Annotated in this window: 19 protein-coding genes and 1 riboswitch; of the genes, 9 read left to right on the top strand and 10 right to left on the bottom strand. The window is 63.1% G+C overall.

The window, feature by feature from the left end; translation table 11 throughout:
- Window positions 1–149: 149 nt before the first annotated feature.
- The 5 genes from cobT to cbiB all read right to left on the bottom strand — a co-directional run bounded on the left by cobT (window position 150) and on the right by cbiB (window position 5784).
- Window positions 150–1208, bottom strand: a complete 1059-nt coding sequence (gene cobT, locus BA022_RS01125; protein WP_088886302.1) for a nicotinate-nucleotide--dimethylbenzimidazole phosphoribosyltransferase — start codon at window positions 1206–1208, stop codon at window positions 150–152.
- 105 nt (window positions 1209–1313) lie between these two features.
- A complete protein-coding gene (bluB, locus tag BA022_RS01120; protein WP_088886301.1) occupies window positions 1314–2075 on the bottom strand; it encodes a 5,6-dimethylbenzimidazole synthase in 762 nt (253 codons plus the stop codon).
- 45 nt (window positions 2076–2120) lie between these two features.
- Window positions 2121–2312: riboswitch (cobalamin riboswitch) on the bottom strand.
- 19 nt (window positions 2313–2331) lie between these two features.
- Window positions 2332–3813: a cobyric acid synthase gene (locus tag BA022_RS01115; RefSeq protein WP_088886300.1), complete on the bottom strand. Its 1482-nt coding sequence runs from the start codon at window positions 3811–3813 to the stop codon at window positions 2332–2334.
- Window positions 3810–4814, bottom strand: a complete 1005-nt coding sequence (locus BA022_RS01110) for an aminotransferase class I/II-fold pyridoxal phosphate-dependent enzyme (RefSeq protein WP_088886299.1) — start codon at window positions 4812–4814, stop codon at window positions 3810–3812. The genes BA022_RS01115 and BA022_RS01110 overlap by 4 nt, the downstream gene beginning before the upstream one ends.
- Window positions 4807–5784, bottom strand: coding sequence for an adenosylcobinamide-phosphate synthase CbiB (gene cbiB / locus BA022_RS01105; RefSeq protein ID WP_088886298.1), 978 nt, complete (start codon window positions 5782–5784; stop codon window positions 4807–4809). The genes BA022_RS01110 and cbiB overlap by 8 nt, the downstream gene beginning before the upstream one ends.
- A gap of 214 nt (window positions 5785–5998) precedes the next feature.
- On the opposite strand from cbiB, the gene BA022_RS01100 reads away from it, so the two are divergent.
- From BA022_RS01100 to BA022_RS01070, 8 genes are all read left to right on the top strand, one after another.
- On the top strand, window positions 5999–6514 hold the full coding sequence (locus tag BA022_RS01100) for a GspH/FimT family pseudopilin (RefSeq protein WP_236884906.1): 516 nt from the start codon (window positions 5999–6001) through the stop codon (window positions 6512–6514).
- 2 nt (window positions 6515–6516) lie between these two features.
- On the top strand, window positions 6517–7203 hold the full coding sequence (pilV, locus tag BA022_RS01095; RefSeq protein ID WP_088886297.1) for a type IV pilus modification protein PilV: 687 nt from the start codon (window positions 6517–6519) through the stop codon (window positions 7201–7203).
- Window positions 7204–7213: 10 nt separating this feature from the next.
- A complete protein-coding gene (locus BA022_RS19015) occupies window positions 7214–8110 on the top strand; it encodes a PilW family protein (protein WP_148665117.1) in 897 nt (298 codons plus the stop codon).
- A 13-nt stretch (window positions 8111–8123) separates the two neighbouring features.
- On the top strand, window positions 8124–8933 hold the full coding sequence (locus BA022_RS01090; protein ID WP_088886296.1) for a pilus assembly PilX family protein: 810 nt from the start codon (window positions 8124–8126) through the stop codon (window positions 8931–8933).
- 316 nt (window positions 8934–9249) lie between these two features.
- Entirely contained in the window at window positions 9250–12696 is a 3447-nt protein-coding gene (locus tag BA022_RS01085) for a pilus assembly protein (protein WP_088888476.1), read from the top strand.
- The gene (locus tag BA022_RS01080; RefSeq protein ID WP_269466923.1) at window positions 12696–13160 is read left to right on the top strand and encodes a type IV pilin protein; all 465 of its coding nucleotides are present in this window, start codon (window positions 12696–12698) and stop codon (window positions 13158–13160) included. The genes BA022_RS01085 and BA022_RS01080 overlap by 1 nt, the downstream gene beginning before the upstream one ends.
- A 52-nt stretch (window positions 13161–13212) precedes the next feature.
- A complete protein-coding gene (ribD, locus tag BA022_RS01075) occupies window positions 13213–14304 on the top strand; it encodes a bifunctional diaminohydroxyphosphoribosylaminopyrimidine deaminase/5-amino-6-(5-phosphoribosylamino)uracil reductase RibD (protein ID WP_418236104.1) in 1092 nt (363 codons plus the stop codon).
- 182 nt (window positions 14305–14486) lie between these two features.
- Complete coding sequence (locus BA022_RS01070; protein WP_228403680.1) at window positions 14487–16157, top strand: phospholipase D-like domain-containing protein; 1671 nt, start codon at window positions 14487–14489, stop codon at window positions 16155–16157.
- Here the strand turns inward: BA022_RS01070 and BA022_RS01065 are convergent.
- From BA022_RS01065 to BA022_RS01050, 4 genes are all read right to left on the bottom strand, one after another.
- Window positions 16117–17127, bottom strand: a complete 1011-nt coding sequence (locus tag BA022_RS01065; RefSeq protein ID WP_187306054.1) for a tRNA dihydrouridine synthase — start codon at window positions 17125–17127, stop codon at window positions 16117–16119. The genes BA022_RS01070 and BA022_RS01065 overlap by 41 nt on opposite strands.
- A gap of 95 nt (window positions 17128–17222) precedes the next feature.
- Window positions 17223–18395 carry a methyltransferase gene (locus BA022_RS01060; protein ID WP_088886292.1) on the bottom strand — a complete coding sequence of 391 codons (1173 nt, stop codon included), beginning with the start codon at window positions 18393–18395 and terminating at the stop codon, window positions 17223–17225.
- 8 nt (window positions 18396–18403) lie between these two features.
- A complete protein-coding gene (locus tag BA022_RS01055; protein ID WP_015913914.1) occupies window positions 18404–18925 on the bottom strand; it encodes a GNAT family N-acetyltransferase in 522 nt (173 codons plus the stop codon).
- A gap of 155 nt (window positions 18926–19080) precedes the next feature.
- Complete coding sequence (locus BA022_RS01050; RefSeq protein ID WP_041838875.1) at window positions 19081–20517, bottom strand: coniferyl aldehyde dehydrogenase; 1437 nt, start codon at window positions 20515–20517, stop codon at window positions 19081–19083.
- A 115-nt stretch (window positions 20518–20632) separates the two neighbouring features.
- Here BA022_RS01050 and BA022_RS01045 point away from each other — a divergent pair, with 115 nt between their 5' ends.
- Window positions 20633–21037, top strand: a complete 405-nt coding sequence (locus BA022_RS01045) for a GFA family protein (RefSeq protein WP_015913916.1) — start codon at window positions 20633–20635, stop codon at window positions 21035–21037.
- A gap of 83 nt (window positions 21038–21120) precedes the next feature.
- Here the strand turns inward: BA022_RS01045 and BA022_RS01040 are convergent, their stop codons facing one another.
- Window positions 21121–21426: a hypothetical protein gene (locus BA022_RS01040; protein WP_088886291.1), complete on the bottom strand. Its 306-nt coding sequence runs from the start codon at window positions 21424–21426 to the stop codon at window positions 21121–21123.
- Between the last annotated feature and the right edge of the window lie 31 nt (window positions 21427–21457).

Genomic DNA, 21457 nt, shown 5'->3' with positions numbered 1-21457 from the left:
AAGATTCTTACTACTTTTTCATCAATTGGCAAATTCGATCGATAGCATTTAACTATTTACCCAGTGCGTGATAGGACGGCTTCTGGTTGCACAGCCCCTTCGAATTTCTCATGCGCCCATCCTGAAGATGGCAAGTGTCGGCAAGACACTTAGCGCATCGCTCCGTCCACCCCGGCCGCTTGAAAACTCGCCATCTCGCGCAGCACGCGGCATGCCGACTCCAGCAACGGCCAAGCCAGAGCGGCACCTGAGCCTTCTCCCAAGCGCAGCCCCAGGTCCAGCAGCGGCTGCGCCTGCAAAGCCTGCAGCATGTGGCCATGGCCCCGTTCGCCGGAGCGATGGGCAATCACACAGCGCTGCAGCACGGCAGGCGCCAGGCGCACGGCCACCAGCACAGCCGCGCAGGTGATGAAGCCGTCGACCACGATCACACGACGCTCGGCGGCGGCCTGCAGCACGGCGCCGGTGAGCGTGGCGACTTCAAAACCACCCAGGGCGGCCAGGGCCTCCAAGGGCTGCGTAGCACCGGCGTTGGCCGCCAGCGCCTGCTCCAGCACGGCCTGCTTGCGCGCGATGCCTGCCGCATCCAGTCCCGTACCGGCACCCGTGCACTCGGCCAGCGGCACGCCTGCCAGACGCGCCAACAACAGCGACGCCACGGACGTGTTGCCGATGCCCATCTCGCCCAGCAGCAGCGCGTTGCCGGGCATGGCGCGCACGATATCCATGCCGTTGCGCAGCGCCTGGGCGCACTGCGCCTCGGTCATCGCAGGGCCGACGCTCGCGTCCTGTGTCCCCGCCGCCACGCGGCAGTGCACCAGGCGGGGCGCACCGGGAACGACGTCGCGCGCGGGTACTTCGCGCGCCACGCCGCAGTCGGCCACGGTGAGCTGAAGGCCGTGCTGGCGCGCCAGCACGCTCACGGCTGCGCCGCCTGCCAGAAAGTTCTCGACCATCTGCCAGGTCACGTCGCTCGGATAGGCCGATACGCCCTTGGCCGCCAGGCCATGGTCGCCCGCGCACACCAGCATCTGCGGCGCCTGCAGCATGGGGGATTCGGTACCTTGGATCTGGCCCAGACGGAGGGCGAGTTGCTCCAGGCGCCCCAACGCACCCAGTGGCTTGGTCTTGTTGTCCAGCTTGTGCTGCAGGGCCTGCGTCAGCGGCAGATCGGTGAGGTCAGCAACGAAAGGCAGGTCGATGATCATGGCGTGTTTCGATTGTCAAAAAAAGGTCCAGCGCGGCCCCGACTCACGGGGCGCACATCAAGAGGTGGCCGTATTGCGGGGCGGGCCCCATGCGTTGTGGCTGGCTTATGCCGGTGCGGTCTGGCGACTGCACTGCGCCGCAGCCTGGTCGCACCGCAGATGCGCGATGAGCGGCTGCTGGTCGTCGCGCTGCCCCCATTGCTCGAAGTACACCAGGTCTTCCACGGGCAGGCGCGGAAGCCAGCCAGCGGTTTCCAGTTCGGGCTTGGCGTGGAAGTGGCTGACGTAGCCGACACACAGGTAGGCGATGGGGGTGATGCCTTTGGGAATACCCAGCGCCTGCTGCAGGTCGGCCTGGTGAAAGATGCTCACCCATCCCACCCCAAGCCCTTCGGCGCGCGCGGCGAGCCACAGGTTTTGCACGGCACAGACGCTGCTGTACAGGTCCATGGTTTTCATGTGGGTACGCCCTACCACCACCGGACCGGTGCGCTCGCGGTCGCACGTGATGCAGAGGCCGATGGGCGACTCCAGAATGCCCTCGAGCTTGAGATGCTGGTACACCGCGCGCTTGTCGCCCTCGAACATACCGGTCGCTTCGGCATGGGCCTTGGCGAAGGCATCATGCACCCGGCGCTTGGTGTCCTGCGATCGCACCAACAGGAAGTTCCATGGCTGCATGAAGCCTACGGAAGGCGCATAGTGCGCCGCGGTCAGGATGCGGCTGAGCACCTCGTCCGGTACCGGGGTGGGCAGAAACTGCCCGCGCACATCACGGCGTGAAAAGATGGTGCGGTAAATGGCGTCGCGGGCCTCTTGCGTAAAGGCGTGAACGCTTTGCGTGGCTTGCGCCTGCGCGGTATTCATGGCAGTCCCCTGTGCGTGAATAGGTCGCACGCTGCCTGGCCTTGCAGCGCGATGAACGTTCAGGCCGGTCTTCTGGCTTGGATTCATCTGACCCGCCGCGCCTTCCCGGCCTTGGCGGCCAGTGGCATTGAGCGGGGGTCATCTTCCTTACAGCGTTGGGCACGCGGCGGACTCCAACCGCCTTCCCGATTCTCCCTTTGCCTTGCGGCAGCGGGCACCTGAGGACGGGGATGATAACAACCGCAGTTATCGTCCTTTACTGCGCAGCGAGGGCATCCAACGCCCTGGGCTCGAAGTGCCGTGCGATGCCGGCGGCCAGCCTATCAAACACCGCATCCAGCGTCGGAGCATCGGCACCGAACAGTGCCCGCAGCACGGCTGCGTCCTCGAACAGGCCGTGCAGGTACAGGCCCAGCACATTGCCCCCGGGGTTCTGCCACGCCAACCCGGGCATGATTTCGCGCGCCACATCGCCGCTGGCGGCCATGGCCGGGTGCTGAGCAGTCTGGCCGTGGTGGATTTCGTAGCCTTGCACAGCCACGCCGGCGAGATGCCGCCAGGCGCCTTGTACGGCGCCGAAGCACTGGCGCGTGGGCCGCACGGTCTTGGTGGCCTCGAAGCTCGTCACCAACGGCAGCAGGCCCAGGCCGGGGCCATTGCCGTCCACCCCCACGGTGTCGATCAACGCCTCGCCGAGCATCTGCAGTCCACCGCAGACTCCGAGCACACGGCCACCGCGTGCCGCATGCGCGGCAATCGCCGCATCCAACCCCTGTGCGCGCAGCCAGGCCAGGTCAGCCGCCGTGGCCTTGCTGCCGGGCAGGACGATCCAGTCAGCGCCCTCCACATCCGCTGGGCTGCGCGCCCAGGACAGGCGCACACCCGGCACGTTCTTGAGCGGCTGGAATTCGTCCAGATTGCTGATGCGCGGATACGCCACCACGGCGATGCGCGTATGCACGGCACCCGCGGCGGTGGAGCGCATGTCGAACACGCCGTCCTCCTCGGGCAGGCCATGGTTCCACTGCATCGGAATGGTGGCGACGACGGGCACGCCGGTCTTGTCCTGCAGCATTTGCGGCGCGGGCGCCAGCAGTGCCTCGTCGCCCCGGAACTTGTTGAGCACGAAGCCAGCGATGAGCGCGCGTTCTTCCTCGGGCAGCAACGCCCAGGTGCCAAACAGGTGGGCAAAGGCGCCGCCGCGGTCGATATCCGTCACCAGCAGGCAGCGCGCCTCAGCATGGCGCGCCACGCGCATGTTGACCACGTCGCTGGCGTGCAGATTGATCTCGGCCGGCGAGCCCGCGCCTTCGATGACCACCACGTCGTTCTCTGCCCGCAGTGCGTCGAGCGCCGCCGCGATCTGCGGCCACACACGCTGGCTGCGGCCGCGCCATGGCAGCTGCGAAAGCTCATCGCTCACCTGTCCCAGCAGCACCACCTGGCTCTTCGTGTCGGCTTCTGGCTTGAGCAGCAGCGGGTTCATGCGCACGTCGGGCACGGCCCGCGCTGCCAGCGCCTGGAAATACTGGGCACTGCCAATCTCGCCGAACTGCTCGCCCGGTGCAGCCACCACGCGCGCGTTGTTGCTCATGTTTTGCGCCTTGAAAGGCGCCACCTTCAGGCCCTGGTTGCTGTAGTAGCGGCACAGCGCGGTGGCCAGCCAGCTCTTGCCCGCGCCGCTGGTGGTGCCCAGCACCATGACGCAGCGCGCCGGCCCGGGTCGGGTCTTGTTCATTGCGATTCCTTGTAGAGGCGCCACGATACCTCCAGCGCCCGCTGCGACTGCGGTGGCAGCACGCCCAGGCGCACATGCCGGGGCAGGCCAAACGAGGTGCAGTCGCGCAGCTTGACGCCACGCGCGCGCAGCCATTGCAGGAAGGTCCCTACATCCTGCACCGGCGGACATGCCGTGAAGAAGTTGGCGAGACTGCCCGGCGCAACGGCCCAGCCCAGGGCCGCGCACAGCGCCAGTTGCGCGGCCTTCCATTCGCGCAGGGTCGCCAGCGATTGCGCGAGCCATGCCTGCGTATCCGGCCGGACCCAGGCCGCCAACAGGGCGACACCGTCGGCACCGACCGGCCAGGAGGCCGCCAGCGCCTGCACAGCGGCGACACTGCCATCGGCGACCGCGGCACTCGGCGCAATGGCATAGGCCGCGCGCACGCCGGTCAGGCCCAGCGCCTTGTTGGGCGTCCACATCTGCCAGGCGACATCAGGCGCTACGGTGGTGGCTCCCTCCAGGCGCAGTGGTGCATAGGCGCAGTCCAGTATGCGCAACACGCCGACAGGGGCCGGGGCGCACCACGCCGCCAGTGCAGCATCGGTCGTTCCCAACGGGCTGGCCGGTTCGCACGCCCAGTGCAGCGCCGGCTCAGAAGAAGGTGTGTGGCGGCAGTCCAGCCCCCACACCTGGGCCGCGCGGGTGTAGTCGCCGTAGCCATGCGCGGGCACAACGACCTGGCGCGCGCCGCTGCGTGCCGCGTGCGCGGTGATGCGATGAATGAACTCGCTGGCGCTGGCGGCGAGCACCACGCGCTGCACCGCCACGCCGTGGAACGTGGCAATCTGCGCGCGCAGCGCGGTGTAGGCCGGGTCGGGGTAGTGGATGAAGTCACTCTGCCGGAGCGCCGCGATGGCCTGCGGACAAGGACCGCAGGCGTTGGCGTTGGTGGAGAAGTCATGCAGCGGCACGCCCAGAGCATCCGGGCCGCCGTGCTGTGGCGCATGGTCAGACATGGGTGTGCACTATAGCTATCAATAACAGAGCTGTTACCGCAAGCACCACAAGCGCTAGCAGTGTTTTTGATGCCAAATGCACCGCACGCTGCGTGTCCGCGGCCTGGGGCGCACGCCCGGGGGCGTTCAACACGTACACACCAGGTTTGGACAGGCGCACCCCCAACGCCAGCGCCATCGCCCCCATGGGCCACCCGCCGTTGGGCGACGGCGTGAGACGCGACTGCGCGCGCAGATCAGTCCAGCGGGCGCCTTTGCCACGCGACACACCCCACAACAGCACCGCCGTGATGCGCGCGGGCAGCCAGGACAGCACATCGTCCGCACGCGCCGCCCACTTGCCCGCCCATTGCCAGTAGCGCCCGCCGCGCATGCCGGGGTATCCCCACATCGCGTCGGCCGTATTGGCAAAGCGGTAAAGCGCCGCACCGGGCAGGCCCAGCAGCACGAACCAAAACAGCGGCGCAATCACGGAGTCGCTGAGGTTTTCGGCCAGGGATTCAATGGCGCTCTCGCGCACGGCCGCCGCATCGAGCCCTTGCACATCACGGCTGACCAGCCAGGACAGTCGCTCGCGCCCCGCATCCAGCGACTGCGCGAGCGCATCTTCCACCGCCAGCACTTCCCCGCGCAGCATGCGCCAGGCCAGCAAAGGTTTCAGCAGCAATCCCACTACGAGCGCTGCACCCCAGACGGGAAGCAACGTGATGGCGACCCACTGCAAAGCGCCGGATACTACTAAAACGATAGCTGCTAGCGCACACCAGACAAGCGTTGCAGCGCAAAAAGACCGCATATCCCGACCTGTGACCTGCAGCGGCGCGATGCGCATCCCTGCCCACCCCAGCGCCCGCCCCATCCACACGACGGGGTGAAAGGCAACAGGGGGCTCGCCCCAGCGGCCGTCAATGGCCAGCGCCAGCAGCAGGGCGCAAGCCAGGAGGAAAGGATCCAGAGTCCAGAGCGGCATGGGGCGAGCCTAACGTGAATACAGATGCTCACCGATTAGTGTCCCTGCTTACCGTTCGTCTGGGTCGTCGCTCCACCCATCCATCCAAATGATGCCTAGTAAGCGTGTCATTCATAGCATGTTGAGCATGCGACCCTTGCACTCCCCTCGCTCCCCACGGCCTGCTCAGCCCTATCACCCAAGACACTCCGCTCGGGGTTTCACAGCCATCGAGTTGTTGGTCACCGTGGCTATTCTGGGCGTACTGGCCGCGCTGGCTGGTCCCAGCTTCACACCGCTCATTGAGCGCTGGCGCGTACGCCAAGCAGCGGAGGAATTGCAATCCACCTTGTATTACGCACGCTCCGAGGCCCTCAAACGAGGCGGGCGCGTCGCCATACAAAAGCTGGCCAACACCTCTGGTGGCTGTCAAAACGCCGGAACGACCCAGGACTGGGGTTGCGGTTGGATCATCTTTGAAGACCTGGACAGCAATGGCACTTGGAAAAGCTCCACCCCGCAAGAGCCGAAGTTACGGGAGATGCAGTTGGAAGGTAATGTCAACGTCACACGGCATCCCGGTGGCAACTCTATCGAGATCGACCGTTACGGCATGGCAAACGGCAATAACACCTTGCGCTTTGTCCTCTCACCTGCGGCAACCGGGGTGAGTTCCCCCGCCGTCACCACCTTATGCCTGAACGCAGGCGGACGGATCCGCATCCTGTCTGGCGAAGTCAACTGCAACTGACCATGACACACAACGCTGCCATCTCCCCATTCGCCCATCAACGCGGCATCACCCTGATCGAATCGCTGGTCGCGATCGTGGTCATGGCTCTGGGAATTCTGGGCATTCTGGGAGTGCAAATGCGCACGCTCGCCGACACCCAAGGAGGCGTGCGGCGTGCGCAAGCGATTCGGCTGATTGAGGATCTGGGCGAACGCCTGCAGAACAATCCCGACGCCCTAGGCAACCTGAGCAAGTACACAGAAAAGCCCACGAGCAGCGACGACTGCGCAAGCGGGGCCTGTGCACCCGACCGGCTGGCCACCTATGACATCAAACAATGGCATTCCAGCGTGGGCGAAACATTGCCCAACGGCAAAGCCATTACGTTCATCCCCAAAGGCGGTCCGCGTCAACTGGGCGTTTTAATTGCGTGGAACGAAAACCGCTACAACCAAAACGGCCAGAGTTTCTCAGACGCCGACACAACGGCAATAAGAAACCGCATCTTAGGCGCCTCTGATGCCACCACCACCAGCCCGACACTGGCCACGGATGCTGATGACAACCCAGTGCGGTGCGTTGACCCAGATGATCCCAATAACGCGGACAAAACCAAAGGGCTCATCTGCCACCTGCAGTACATCCAGCCCACCCAGCGCTGCACACCATGGGGTGTAGGTGGCGGCACCTTGTACTGCCCCAATTGAGCGTGCCTATATGAAATACGATTTCGCCCCCTCGAAGACCGTGCTATCTAACGCGCATAGAAGACGCATCCGTCTTGCTATTAGCCAGCAAGGCGTGACATTGCTCGAACTACTGGTGGGTATAGCCATCGGCCTACTGGTTGTGGCCGTCGCATTGGGCGCACTGATGGTATCGCGCGGTATCACAGGAACGGTATCAGAGGCGACGTCCCTACAGCAGCAAGCTGCTTATGCTTTCCGCGTGATAGGCCAACAGATCCGACAGGCCGGCAGCATGGAGTTGAATCTCAATCCCAGCATCGCCCTCTCCCCCGCGTCGGGAGCCAATCCCGCCATGAGTCCCGTCGCCTTCGATGCGCCCGATCCCACTGGAGTGCGGCCTCCATTCGTACGCGCGTCCAGTACGTTGACGGGAACAGCCACGCCCCTCAGCTTTACGGTGGGCTACCAGAACTACACCGAAGCTACCGTAGCGGCGTCCGACACGTCGCTGCTGCGCGATTGTCTGGGACAAAACCCCGCGCTCGGTGCCAGCGGCAGCTTGGGGGACACCCCTGTTCTCACAAGCCAATTTGAGCGCGACACCACCAAAAACGAACTTGTATGCAGTGGCGCTGGCGGTGGCGGCAAGCAAACCATTATGGGCAATGTCACGGACATGCAAGTTCGCTACGTGGAGCAGGCTCCAGGAACAACCACTCTGAAGTATCTACCTGCAAATCCGCTCCCGAGCAGTTGGACCAACATCTATGCGATAGAGGTATGCCTTGAACTTACCGGCAACGAACCCGTCTCCACTCCAGACGCTACATACAAGAATTGCAGCGGCGCCGACACAGCCTACGGCAACCGACTCAAGATGATTTTCCGTACTGTCTACCAAATTCGAAGCCAAGGGCAGGTCTAGGAAAGCTGTCGCCATGCAAACCATTTCTACCCTTCCATCGCGCTTAAGCCTGCGCGGCCAGCGTCAGCGCCAGCGCGGTATAGCCTTGTATGTCGTCATCGTGTTGGTTCTGCTGTCCATGTTGTTGGCACTTTGGGCCGCACGCAGTGCGTTGTTCAACGAAATTGTCGTGGGCAATGACGCCGATTACCGCCGTGCGTTCGAGGCTGCACAGGCCATGCTGCAAGATGCGGAATTCGATATTCGAGGTGTTACCCCTGATGGGGGAGCATGCATTCCGACACGGGGCAACTCCGATCTTTGCCGCCCTGCCTTGCAGCCAGGGGACCCCAGCGCTACGCCACCAGTTCCAGATACGCCCGCCGCTGAAGTTTATTTCGACATTGAAACCAAAGACCTCGAAAACCTGCTATCCACGATCGAAATAAAGCAGCCAACGATCAAGTGCTACAAGGGCATTTGCCAGAAACGTGCCGGTGCGCAAGATTTTTGGAACGACAGCACCACTTTGAACGCCATGCTTGCCGACGGCGTGGGGGCACGATATGGCCAATTTACAGGAGCCAGCGCTGAAGCCACCGCCAACCCTATCCTTGCCGATAGGAACGCGGGCAAAGGAGCTTGGTATTGGGTAGAAATCATGCCCTACGTCGATCCAAACATTTCCCTAATTGCAGGCATGCCTCCCGGCTCCAATGTGGAACGTTTTGCCCCCTCCCGCAAGAAATTATTCGTCTATCGAATTACTGCTTTTGCCCGAGGTAATAAAGCCGGCAGCGAAGTCGTATTGCAATCTACCCTATCGCTTCAGGTTGCAGAGTAACAAGCGAATATTATCCACATATTTACCCATAATTACGCTGGAGTCTCGCGATGCGAATTAACCAATACCCACAACGAAAAGCCCTCGTCATCCTGATGGCAGCAATATGGGCTCCGACACTATCCGCAGCCCCCCTTAACCTGGTTTCATACCCAGCAGGCACAGCATATAAAGCACCGATTCCGAACGTCATCCTGTCGGTGGACACATCGGGGAGCATGAATTTTTGTGACGTGGATGGCAGTGTTATAGGAAATTCGAACGGAAGTTACTACACAGGTTGCTATACCAGCTCGCAGGATCTCCGCCGTATAAAATGGGTAAAAGACGGGTTGAAAATACCCTGGTCAATAATTCCAAATATGATGGCCAATTTCGCCTAGCCTGGCAATCATTCGCATGCAACAATATTCCATCCAGCGATGGCAATTGCGATGGAAAAAATGCTATTGCAAAATTCACCGGCACCCACAGGAGCAATTTCGGAACATGGGTGGACGCGCTAACAGCAACTGGAAGCACCCCCTCTCCCGTATTGGTATGGAATGCAGGGAAGTATTTACAAACGACCGGGGTTAATAACCCATGGAATGCCGTTCCCGGAACGGCAGACACCGCCCCGCTATCCTGCCGTCGCTCTTACCACATCTTCTTGACTGATGGTGGCTGGAACTACACGTTCGATAACTCCATGCTTGACGGAACGTCTTTCAAGAATGACATGTTGCTGGGAACCATAAGCAACTCGACGAGCAGCACTGCCCCTACACTGAGCAATCCAGCAGACGTACCTGTCCGCAATTACGATGGAAAATCCATAACTGCGTTACCAACGCCAGCTCCCGCCAGTGCTACATACGCAGGCTCTCCGTATGGCATTAAAGCATATTCTGTCACCCCACCTGCCGACACCACGCGGGATCAGACCAAAATTTATCGTGATGATTACGGAACTAGAATAGTCACCACTCGCTCTGGCAGCAGCAGAAGATACACGCATACGTATTACGCATACCCCACCCTAGCAGATATTTCATTTTACTTCTGGGCAACAGATCTTCAACCCGACATCAGAAATGAAGTCATACCAAAAATTCGAAAAACAGGAAGTGAGACTTTCACCAGCGGGAATTTGACGAACACATATCAGGAATATTGGAACCCCCGGAACGACACTGCAGAGTGGCAGCACTTAACGCAGTACACCATCGGCTACGGGAAAAGCGCAAGCAATCTACCTCAAGTCACCACAACCTCACCCCAATGGGTCGGAGGTACTTTTGACGGGATGTATGGGGCTGGATTCTCTGATTTAGCAACAGGCAAGACCACCTGGGATGACGTTACTTCATCTACCGCAGATGGCAACTACGATAACCTACGTCCGCAAGAAATGTGGCATATGGCTATTAATAGCCGTGGCAAATTCTATCCGGTCTCCGGGGGTGATCTCACCAGTGTTTTTGCCGATATTTTCGATGACATCATCGTGGATACGACAGCACCCATCAGTGGGTTTACCTCTGCGTCTGGCTCAGTAAGTCGCGTGGGTACCCAGTCGTATCAAACGAGCTACACAGCCGCAGACGAAGCAAACTCTAATGATAATCGTTGGTATGGCTACGTAACCTCCAGTTCCATTTCCACCTCCGGCGCCTCTGTTCCCAATGCGGAGTGGGGCACCCACTCGGGTACCAACAAGCATATTACAACCGCCGACAAGCTTGATGCCATTTCCGCGTCTAATCTCAATAATCGTCTGATATTAACCTACGACAAATACAGCGCCACCCCCGGGGGAGTTTCCTTCAAATGGTCCAACCTGGCTGACTCCACAACTGGGCCATCACAGCGTATGTGGCTCAACAAGGGTACCGTAGGTACAGGAACAACCACGCAGATTGCCACGGCCATTGCCGGGGACGGCAAGGGTGAAAGCCGACTTAACTTTATCCGTGGCGACCGTACCAAAGAAGCTCGGCAAAGCGGCGGAGAGTTTCGTAATCGGAAAAGCCGTCAGGGCGACATTGTCAATTCGTCAATCTGGTATGTAGGCGCTCCCGCCAATGGATATGCGACTTCCAGTTATAAAGCCTTTGCAAACACCCAGCGGGGTCGCTTGCCCATGGTATATGTGGGCGGCAACGATGGAATGTTGCATGGCTTTTCCGCCAAAGATGGAACCGAAAAAATCGCTTATGTACCCCATGGTGTTGTGCAGAACCTGGCTGCATTAGCAGATCCGAATTACGCTCATAGGTATTACGTAGACGGCTCTCCTTTTACGGGTGATGTTGACTTAGGCTCAACCACTGCAGATTGGCGCACCTATCTTGTCGGTACCTTAGGTGCTGGCGGTCGGGGCTACTTTGTGCTCGACGTGACCCGATCGGGTCCAGACTCCGCCTATACAGGTACTGCCGCGCCGGCAACCAATTTCACGGAAGCCAATGCTGCAGACCTGGTAGTGATGGACAAGACAGCCGCCCCATCCACGGATGCGTTGCCACCCAGCAAACCTGCAGACTCGAATGCCGACCCTGACATTGGTCATATTTTTGGCAGTCCTGTGGTTGCCGAAAGCAATCAGCAACGTGCATTGCAGATCACCCGAACCAATAATGGTCGGTGGGCACTTATTACTGGCAATGGTTATAACAGCATCAATGAGCGTCCCGTATTGCTCGTTCAATACCTGGATGGAGACAAGTCTCTTAAGAAAATCATCGCGGCCGATAAGGATTCCACCCCTACCGTGCACGCAGATGAGGCAGTGGGTAATGGGCTATCCACGCCCCAATTCCTGGATGTAAATGGGGACGGAACGCCAGATTTCGTTTATGCCGGCGATCTGCGTGGCAACATGTGGAAATTTGACATTTCGAGCGGATCGGCTAACGACTGGCACGTCGCGTTCAGTGGCAACCCTCTTTTCAGAGCTACTTACACAAATTCAACTGGAAGTTCTAGCCGGCAACCCATTACGGCACCCCCTGTACTGCGGCCGAACCGCTCCATTGGTGGCCTGATGGTGGCATTTGGAACCGGCCAAAACCTGACCGAACCCGATCGCACAGACACTTCCACACAAACGGTGTATTCCATACTGGACAACACTCGCTATGAAGTTGAAAGCACGGGCACAAACAAGGGTAAGGTCAAAGTGAAAACGTCCGATCCCACACCGAGCACGGTAGGGGGGCGCAGCGACCTGCAAGCAGAATCCGTCACGAATGGCACCGGCAGCGGCACTGCAGGCACAGGTGTCAGCGCAGGTAGGTCGTTCTGGAAGCTCTCCAATACAGAAGTCATTTACTCTTGCGAAGGTGTGAGCGGCAGTTGCACAGCCAAGAAAGGCTGGTACATGGATCTGCCCGTAGCTGGCGAGCGGGTGACCTCCGGCTTCGATTTTTACGACGGCAGTAACATACTGGAAATCATCAGTGAAAAACCCGCGTCTGGCAGCGCTACTGCCAGCGGCGAGGAAGTTTGTGCGCCGCAGCCTCAGGCCGCTCAACCCTTTCGCACGCTCATTAATATTGCAACTGGCTCGCCGGCTAAACCACCCATCATGGATGTGAATGGAGATGGAGCCTATACCGCCGCAAATGATGGAGGCTATGCACGCATGACAGCCTCGAGCAAGGAACTGCGGTTCGCTACCAGAGACAAACAGATCCGGCAGGGTAATGATGGCAAAGTAGATAAACTCGCCAAGTTACCTGAGCTGACGCTGCGACCCGGCTGGCGACAACTGAAGTGATGGAAAGATACGATATGGCAAATGGTTCTAGGCACCCTTTCAACAGGCGTTTGGCTCAAGGTTTTACGCTCATTGAATTAATGATTGTGGTGGCTGTGGTAGGAATCCTTTCGGCTATTGCCTACCCCAGCTATACAGAATATGTACGACGTGGTCATCGCGCTGATGCGCGCGCAGGGCTATTACAGGTACAACAATGGCTGGAACGGGCAGCCACTGCCACCGGGACCTACCCCACCAGCCTGCCAAGCACCCTCACGTGGACCGCCGATAACACCAAGCGCTACAACATTGCCTTTCAAGCAGGCAATACCACCGCAGCCTATGTATTGACGGCGACACCCAAAGGCGCACAGACAGGGGACAAATGCGGCACCTATACCCTCAGCAATACCGGCGTGCGGGGAGCCGCCGGTAAGAAGTCTGGAGAGAGCGGCTACAACCCCGACTGCTGGGGCAAATAAATTCAGCCCAGGGCGCTACCATCGCGGCGCCATGAATGAGATTTCCCCCTCCATGAACCAAGCGCTTGGGCTCGCTGCCCAGGCGCTTTTTCTTTCCAATCCCAACCCCCGCGTGGGATGCGTCATCACCGACGTTAACGGCAACATGCTGGGCCAGGGCTTTACCCAGCGCGCAGGGGCGCCCCATGCCGAGGTGATGGCTTTGCGTGACGCAACCGCGCGGGGATGCGACGTGCGCGGCGCCACCGCATACGTCACGCTGGAGCCGTGCGCACACCAGGGGCGCACCGGCCCCTGTTGCGATGCGCTCATTCAGGCCGGGATTGCACACGTTGTGGCATCCATCGCCGACCCCAATCCGCTGGTGGCGGGTCAAGGGTTCGCGCGGCTGAAGGCTGCGGGAGTGCAGGTGGAGGCGGGCCCCGGCGGTACGCAATCACGCGAACTGAATATCGGCTTCTTCAGCCGCATGGTGCGCGGCATCCCCTGGGTGCGCATGAAGGCCGCGGCCTCGCTGGATGGCGTGACCGCATTGGCCAATGGCACCAGTCAATGGATCACGTCCCCGGCGGCCCGTGCCGACGGGCATGCCTGGCGTGCCCGCGCCTGCGCCGTGTTGACAGGCATCGGCACCGTGTTGGCGGACGATCCGCGCCTGGATGTGCGGGAGATCGCCACCCCACGCCAGCCGCATCTGGTGATTGTCGACAGCCTGCTGCAGACGCCTGCGAATGCCCGGCTGTTCGACGTTGCCGACCGGCGTGTACTGATCTACACCGCCCGGCCAGATGCCGGTGGCGCCGCAGCGCTGCTGGCACGTGGCGCCACGATCATCGAACTGCCCAATGACCAGGGCAAGGTGGATCTGCCCGCCCTGTTGCGCGACCTGGCCCGCGAAGGCGTGAATGAACTGCACCTGGAGGCCGGTCACAAGCTCAACGGCTCCTTCCTGCGAGAAGGCCTCGTGGATGAGCTGCTGCTCTATCTGGCGCCGCTCATGCTGGGCCAGGGAGCCCAGGGCCTGTCCAACTGGGGGCCGTTGCAGACGCTGGCCGACGGGATTCCGATGCAATTCCAAACCGTGCAGCAGGTGGGGCCCGATCTACGGGTGGTGGCCCGCATCGCGGGGCGCGCAGACTTCTGAATCCCGCCCTGCGCGGTCCAGGCGATGCGCCACACGCCCGCGTGCTTGCATGCCGTTGTCCGACAGTCGCGCAGCCGAGTTTCGCGCTATACCCCTGTCGTCACCTCACTTTATTGCGTTCGATGTCCTTCATAGACCTGCTCCGCCACCTTCGCCATCGCACCTGGTCGCGCTGGCCAATCATGGCTTTGCTGGTCCTGGCCTTCGGCGGTTGCGGTGGGTTGCCCAAGGATGTGGACCGGCCCGTGTCCACGGCGTTGGACACGGCGGGCGAGCCTACGGAGCTAGCCACCATGGTGCAACAGCTGCGCCAGAAGGCAGGCGCTCGCCATGCGTCAGGATTCTCCCTCTTGAGCGGCCCGCAGGAGGCCTATGGCAGCCGGCTCGCGCTGGTGCAGTCGGCCCAGAAGACGTTGGACCTGCAGTACTACGCCATCCATGCCGATGCCAGTTCCGCGCACCTGCTGCGCAGCGTGGTGAACGCAGCGCGGCGCGGCGTACGCGTGCGCATCCTGCTCGACGACTTCCACAGCACGGGGCGCAACGCACTGGTCATGCGCATGGCGTTCGAGCCGAACATCGAAATGCGCATGTTCAACCCGGTGGCGGGGCCCCGCGCATCATTCCTGGGCCGGATGTGGGGCGCGGTCAGCGATTTTTCGCGTGTGCAGCAGCGCATGCACAACAAGCTGTTCCTGGCCGACAACATGATGGGCGTAACCGGAGGGCGCAATCTGGGCGACGCGTACTTCGGCAAGGCAGAGGCCGAGAATTTTGTTGACCTGGACGTGCTGGCCGTCGGCCCCATCGTGGCCGACATGTCGCGCAGTTTTGACAGCTACTGGAACAACCCGCGCGCCTATCCCGTGCAGTCGCTCGTCAGCCGAGAAGAGCTGGACCGTTTGCGTGCGCAGGTGCGCAGCAGTGGCGAGAAGGCAGGCGCGGAAGCCGGCTCGCCCGGCTCCACCGCCCCTGCAGACCGCTCCCTCGCCTCATCGCCCCAGTGGGACACGCAGCCCATGGACCTGCGCACCGTCGATTTCATATGGGCGCCCGCCGCCATGCTGGTGGACGAGCCGACCAAGATTCCGCTGGAGGGTGACGAACCGCCACCGTCCGCCGCGATACGCGTGGGCACAACGCCGGGCGCCCATCCGGAAGCCAGCGACACGCCCCAGGCACCGCCGGCGCCCGCAGCGCCCGTGTCCAGCGGGGACACGGTGGTGGACGGGCTGCTCACCCTCATGGACCGTACCCGGCGCGAGCTGCTCATCATCTCACCCTACTTCGTTCCAGGCGACGACATGAAGCGCGCCTTTGCTCGTGCGCGCCAGCGCGGCGTGCGTGTGCGGTTGCTCACCAATTCGCTAGCGTCCAATGACGCGCCCATTGCCCACGTGGGCTATGCCCGCCACCGCGAAGACCTGTTGGCCATGGGTGTGGAGCTGTACGAACTGCGCAGCGAGCAGGCCGGCCTGCGCTCGGCCTTTGGCAGTTCGGGTGCCAGCGCGGCGGGGGCTTCGCGCTCCATGCTGCATTCGAAGGTCATGGTCGTGGACGGCCGCATGGTGGTGGTCGGCTCCATGAACCTGGATCTGCGCTCCCAGCTGCACAACACCGAGATCGCCCTGCTGATTCGCAGCCGCGCCCTGGCCGCCGAAGCAGCGCAGCAGATCGACACCGCCATGCGCGAGGGGGCGTGGCACCTGCAACGCAGCGCCGACGGTGACCTGGTCTGGCGCGCGCCGCAGGGCAGCGGCTTGGAGGATGCGCACACCGACCCCGACAGCAGCCTGGCCTTGCGGCTGTTGCTCAAGCTGCTGGGGCCGCTGGCGCCCGACCACCTGCTGTGACAGATGCCCCAGCGCAGACACGCGCCACCCAGGCGGTAATGGCCTGCTGGTCGGTCATCACGCGCACCTCGTCGAACGCGGCCTGCGCCTGCGGGTAACGGCGGCGCAGCAGGTTCAGCCACTGCTTGAGCCGGCCGGCGCGCTGGCGCGGCTCCAGGTCTTCGCACACCAGATGCCAGAAGCGCGCCATGTGCGGCAGCAGGTCTTCCCAGGGCAGGCCCAGTGCAGGCGCACCGCGGTCGTGAGCGCGGATAGACAGTGCCAGGCCCGGGTCTGCCACGATGCCGCGGCCCAGCATAAGAGCGTCGCAGCCCGACACGCTGCGGCACCGCAGTGCGTCCTGCACGGTCCAGATCTCGCCGTTGGCCACCACCGGAATGCCCACCGCCTCGCGAATCGCGGGGATCTGCTCCCAGTACGCGGGCGGGCGGTAGCCGTCGGCCTTCGTGCGCGCATGCACCACCAGCTCGCAGGCGCCGCCGCGTGCCATGGCCTGCGCGCATTCACGCGCCAGGCCTGCATCGTCGTAGCCCAGGCGCATCTTGGCGGACACCGGTACATGCGCGGGCACGGCGCGGCGCACCGCCTCCACCACCGCCGCGATGCGCTCGGGCTCGCGCAACAGGGCCGCGCCACCCCCATGGCGGTTCACCGTCTTGGCGGGGCAACCGAAATTCAGGTCAATGCCTTCCGGACCCAGCTCTGCCAGCCGGGCCGCGTTCTCGGCCATGCTGACCGGGTCCGATCCCAGCAGCTGCGCCCGCACGGGCACCCCTGCCAGCGTGCGGCCGCCGTGGTTCAGCTCGGGTATGTAACGCAGGAACACCTTGTCCGGCAGCAGGCTGCCGGTGACGCGGATGAACTCGGACACACAGCGGTCCACCCCGCCCACCCGTGTGAGCACGTCGCGCAGCACGAAGTCGAGCAGCCCTTCCATGGGGGCGAGCAGCAGTGGTGCGGGCGTGCTCATCAGCAGTTTATGGGTCAAACAAGCCTCTAGCGCTTACTGTTCAAGCGCTGTAAGCTATAAAAACAGGAGCATCATATCGCCCGAGCGCATGCGATTCAGGACTGTTGTGTCGGACTCGCCAAACCCAGGCGCCACAGCGACGTGACCTCGGCCGCGCGCGCGCCGGCCAGTGCATCGCCACCGGCGGTGGCCTTGGCGTGGCGCGGGCGGATGTCGTGGCGGCCCAGCACCCGCAACCCCGCGGCGCCAATCCAGCCCAGCAGTGCATCGCGGGTGCGCAGGCGCAAATGCTCCGCCAGGTCCGACAGGATGAGCCATCCCTCGCCGTGCGGCGCCAGGTGCGCAGGCAGCCCCGTCAGAAAACCACGCAGCATGCGACTGTCTTCGTCATACACCGCGCGCTCGATGGGCGCGCTGGCCTTGGCCGGCAGCCAGGGCGGGTTGCAGACGATGAGTGGCGCCCGCCCGAAGGTGGTCGCGGGCGGGAACAGATCGGTCTGCAGCAGCTGCACGCGGTCCTCCAGGCCCAGCCGTGTCAGGTTGTCCCGCGCGCAGGCCAGGGCACGCGGGTCCAACTCGGTCGCCACCACGCGGGCCACGCCACGCCGTGCTAGCACGGCGGCCAGCACGCCGGTGCCGGTGCCGATCTCGAAAGCGAGCGCATCCGCACCCGGCGGCAGCGGGGCCTGGGCGACCAGGTCCACATACTCGCCCCGCACGGGCGAAAACACGCCGTAATGCGGGTAAATGCGTGCGCCCAGAGCGGGCACATCCACGCCCTTGCGGCGCCATTCGTGCGCCCCCACGGCGCCCAGCAACTCGCGCAGCGAGACAACGGTGGACTCCTGCAGCGCCGGGCCCCAGGCCTCGGCGCAGGCCGCGCGCCAGTCGGGGGCGCGGCGCAGGGCGATGCTCCAGTCGGGCTGCAGCTCGATCAGCAGCAGCCCCAGCAGGCGGGCGCGCTGTGCCTGCGCCTGGCGATGCAAATGAAAGGCGTGCGGGAACTCCGCCGCGGGCACGGCGTTGTTCCGACCGCCTTTGCCGCTCTTGCGCGGACGTTCGATACGGCGCTTGAGCGCGTCCAGCAGATGGCGCGCGTTCTGAAAGTCGCCGCGCCACAGCAGGCCCGTGCCTTCGCATACCAGGCGATAGGCCGCATCGGCAGCCAGCGTGTCGTCAGCCAACACCACCCGGCGCGGCGCGCTGGCGCCGCTTTCGGAGCGCCACGGCGCGCTGCGGTCCTCGCCGTGTTCGCTCCAGTGGATCATGGCGGGGCTCAGTTGATCGGGCGCTTGAGGCGCACTTCCTCGATCTTCACGCCACCGACCACGGCGGTCTTGGCGGTCGTCATCTCGCGCTTGAAGCCGGCAAGTTCATGAAAGCGCAGGGCACGCTCATTGCGCAGCGGCACCCAGGCCGTCACGGTGGTGCAACCCTCTTCGTGCAGGCCGTCGCGCGCGGCGTCCCACAGGGCCACTCCGACCCCCTTGTTCCAATGCGAGGGGGCCGCGTAGATGGCCCAGATTTCACCGGTGGTGTTGCGCGTCTTTTCATCACGCGAGCGGTCGAAGCCGACGAAACCGACGATCTTGTCGCCGTCCACGGCCACTTGGACCTGGGGCTCGCAATACTCGATCGCCTCGCGCCAGTAGGCTTGGCGCTTCTCGACGGACGACATGGACTTCAACTGATCGTCAGGCAGCAGCCCTCGGTAAGCTTCCAACGCGGCGGAGGTATGAACCTGGGCAATGGCTTTGGCATCGCGAAGGGTGGCGGGACGAACCTGGATACTGGACATGGGAAAACGAAAGCAGGTGAAAAGCGAAAAACCCAGCATTTTCGCGCAAATGCCGCTTCGCCTCTCATGCCCCGCAGTTTCCACCTTGCCAACCCCGCCATTGCACGCAAACGCGGCCATCTGTGGCATAGCGCGCATGCCACGGCTACGCCGCGCTACATCAGGCGGCGCAGCAGCGCCATCACTTGGTCGAAACGCGCGCCATAGGGCGGGTATAGCAGGTGTCCCAGCGACCAGCGCGACTGCGCCAGCACCGACTTCTGGTGGCAAAAGCGCAGAAAGCCGGCCTCGCCATGGTAGGCGCCCCAGCCGCTGTCACCCACGCCGCCAAAAGGCAGCGCGTCGTGCGCGATGTGCATCAGCGTGTCGTTCACCGAGACGCCGCCACTCACGGTGCGCCGCAGCACATCGTCGCGCACCGCCTCGCTGCGCCCGAACCAATACAGCGCCAACGGACGCGGGTGCGCGTTGATGTGGGCAATGGCATCGTCCAGGCGCTCGTAGCTGAGCACGGGCAGCACGGGCCCGAAGATCTCTTCCTGCATGAGCTGCATGTTCGGGCTGGCACCGAACACCAGCGTTGGCGCCATCTGCCGCCCTACCCCGTCGCCGATACCCGGAGGCGGTGGCGGGGGCGAGCCCGGCACGGGTTGCAGCACGTGTACCTCCGCCCCTTGCGTCTGGGCCTGCTGCAGCATGGTGCGCAGCCGCGCGAGGTGGCGCGTGCTGATGATGGAGGCGTAATCCGGGTTGCCCTCGAAGTACGGAAACAGCCGCGCCACCGCCACGCGGAACGCCTCGGCAAAGGCCGCCTCGTTGCCACGCGGCAGCAGCACGTAGTCGGGTGCGATGCAGGTCTGGCCCGCGTTGAGCAGCTTGCCATGGGCGATCTTGAGCGCTGCCTCCTGCATGTCGCAGTCCGCATCGATGATGCACGGCGACTTGCCGCCCAGCTCCAGCGTGGTCGGCGTGAGATTGGCCGCCGCCGCCTGCGCCACCTTGCGCCCCACGGCGGTGGAGCCGGTGAACACCAGATGGTCGAATGGCAGCGATGCCACGAGCGCGGCCGTGGCCGCGTCGCCCTGCACCACGCAGAACTCTTCGGGTGCGAAGAACTGCGCCACCAGCGCGGCCAGTTGGGCGGACGTGTGGGGCGTGAGCTCACTCGGCTTGAGCATCACCCGGTTGCCCGCGGCCAGCGCACCAATGGCCGGCCCCAGCGCCAGCTGCACCGGGTAGTTCCACGGCGAGATGATGCCCACCACGCCCAGCGGCTGGCGCTCGATCCAGCCACGCGCTGGCTGCAGGAACAGCGGCGTGCGCACCCTCGTGCGCCGGCTCCAGCGCGCCAGATGCCTGAGCGTATGCCCCAGTTCCGCGCGCAGCACGAAAAGGTCGGCCACCTCCGTCAGGCGCTGAGAGCGCATGCCAAAGTCCGCCTGCACCGCCGCCGCCAGCACCGGCCCATGTTCGTCCAGCATCTTGGACAGCCGCAGCAAACGCTCTCGACGCACCATCAAGGGCACATCGGGGTGGGCGCGGCTGGCTTGGCGTTGGAGGTCGAACAGGTGGCGGATGTCATCAGGGCTCATGCCGTGCATGATAGGGCTCGCCGCCCCACCGCCAGACCGAGCCGCGCGTGACATTGTGTTGCCGCCCTACCCCCGTAAGATGCGCCCCTGCCCTTCCGCTTGAAAGGAACACGAGATGAACGGTCATTGTCTTTGCGGCGCAGTCCACTTCACGTCCCCCGTGGCCAAGGAAATCGGCGCCTGCCATTGCGGCTTCTGCCGCCGCTGGGGTGGCGGGCCGCTGCTGGCCGTGCATTGCGGGCCGGAGGTGGAGTTCACGGGTGAGGAGCATATCGGCGTGTATGCGTCCTCTGATTGGGCACAGCGGGCCTTCTGCACGCGCTGCGGAACACACCTGTACTACAAGCTGCTGGCGACGGGCGAATATTTCATTCCCGCCGGGGCCTTCGAGACGCAGGACTTCGAACTGGCCAGCCAGATCTACATCGACAAGAAGCCCGCGTACTACGCCTTCGCGAACCAGACGCCGACGCTCACCGAGCAACAGGTGATCGCGCAATACGGGCCGCCCAACGGCTGAATGCGCGGGGCAAAGAGTGCTATAGCTTTTTAAGCCTCCAGCGCTCATCCAGCAAGCGCTAGTAGCTCATATTTCAATAGCAACTAATGCACTTCGCGCGGCACGACGTCGGTGACGTCCGTGCTGCGCTGCGGGGCATGCGCCGTCGGGCCGGGCGCCGTCCAGCGCGCCGTGCTGCGGTACACGGTGCTCCACCCCTCGCGCGGGTTCATGCGCATGGCCCAGGGCATGACCGGGCGGCCCGTGAGGCGCGCCCACACGGCGCGTGCGCCCCACACGAGTGCCAGAACGGCGGCCGCGGCCAGCAGACTCAGGAAAAAAAGCGCACCCATGGCGACGACCACGAGCCGCAACGTCCACCGGATCGCGCCGGCCACAATTTCGTTCAAACCATGCCCCTTTCTGGCAGATGAGGGCGCG

Source organism: Diaphorobacter nitroreducens (assembly GCF_002214645.1).
Classification (GTDB): Bacteria; Pseudomonadota; Gammaproteobacteria; order Burkholderiales; family Burkholderiaceae_C; genus Diaphorobacter; species Diaphorobacter nitroreducens.
Note: the sequence above shows the minus strand (reverse complement) of the source record. Positions and strands in the feature narration are given on the sequence as shown.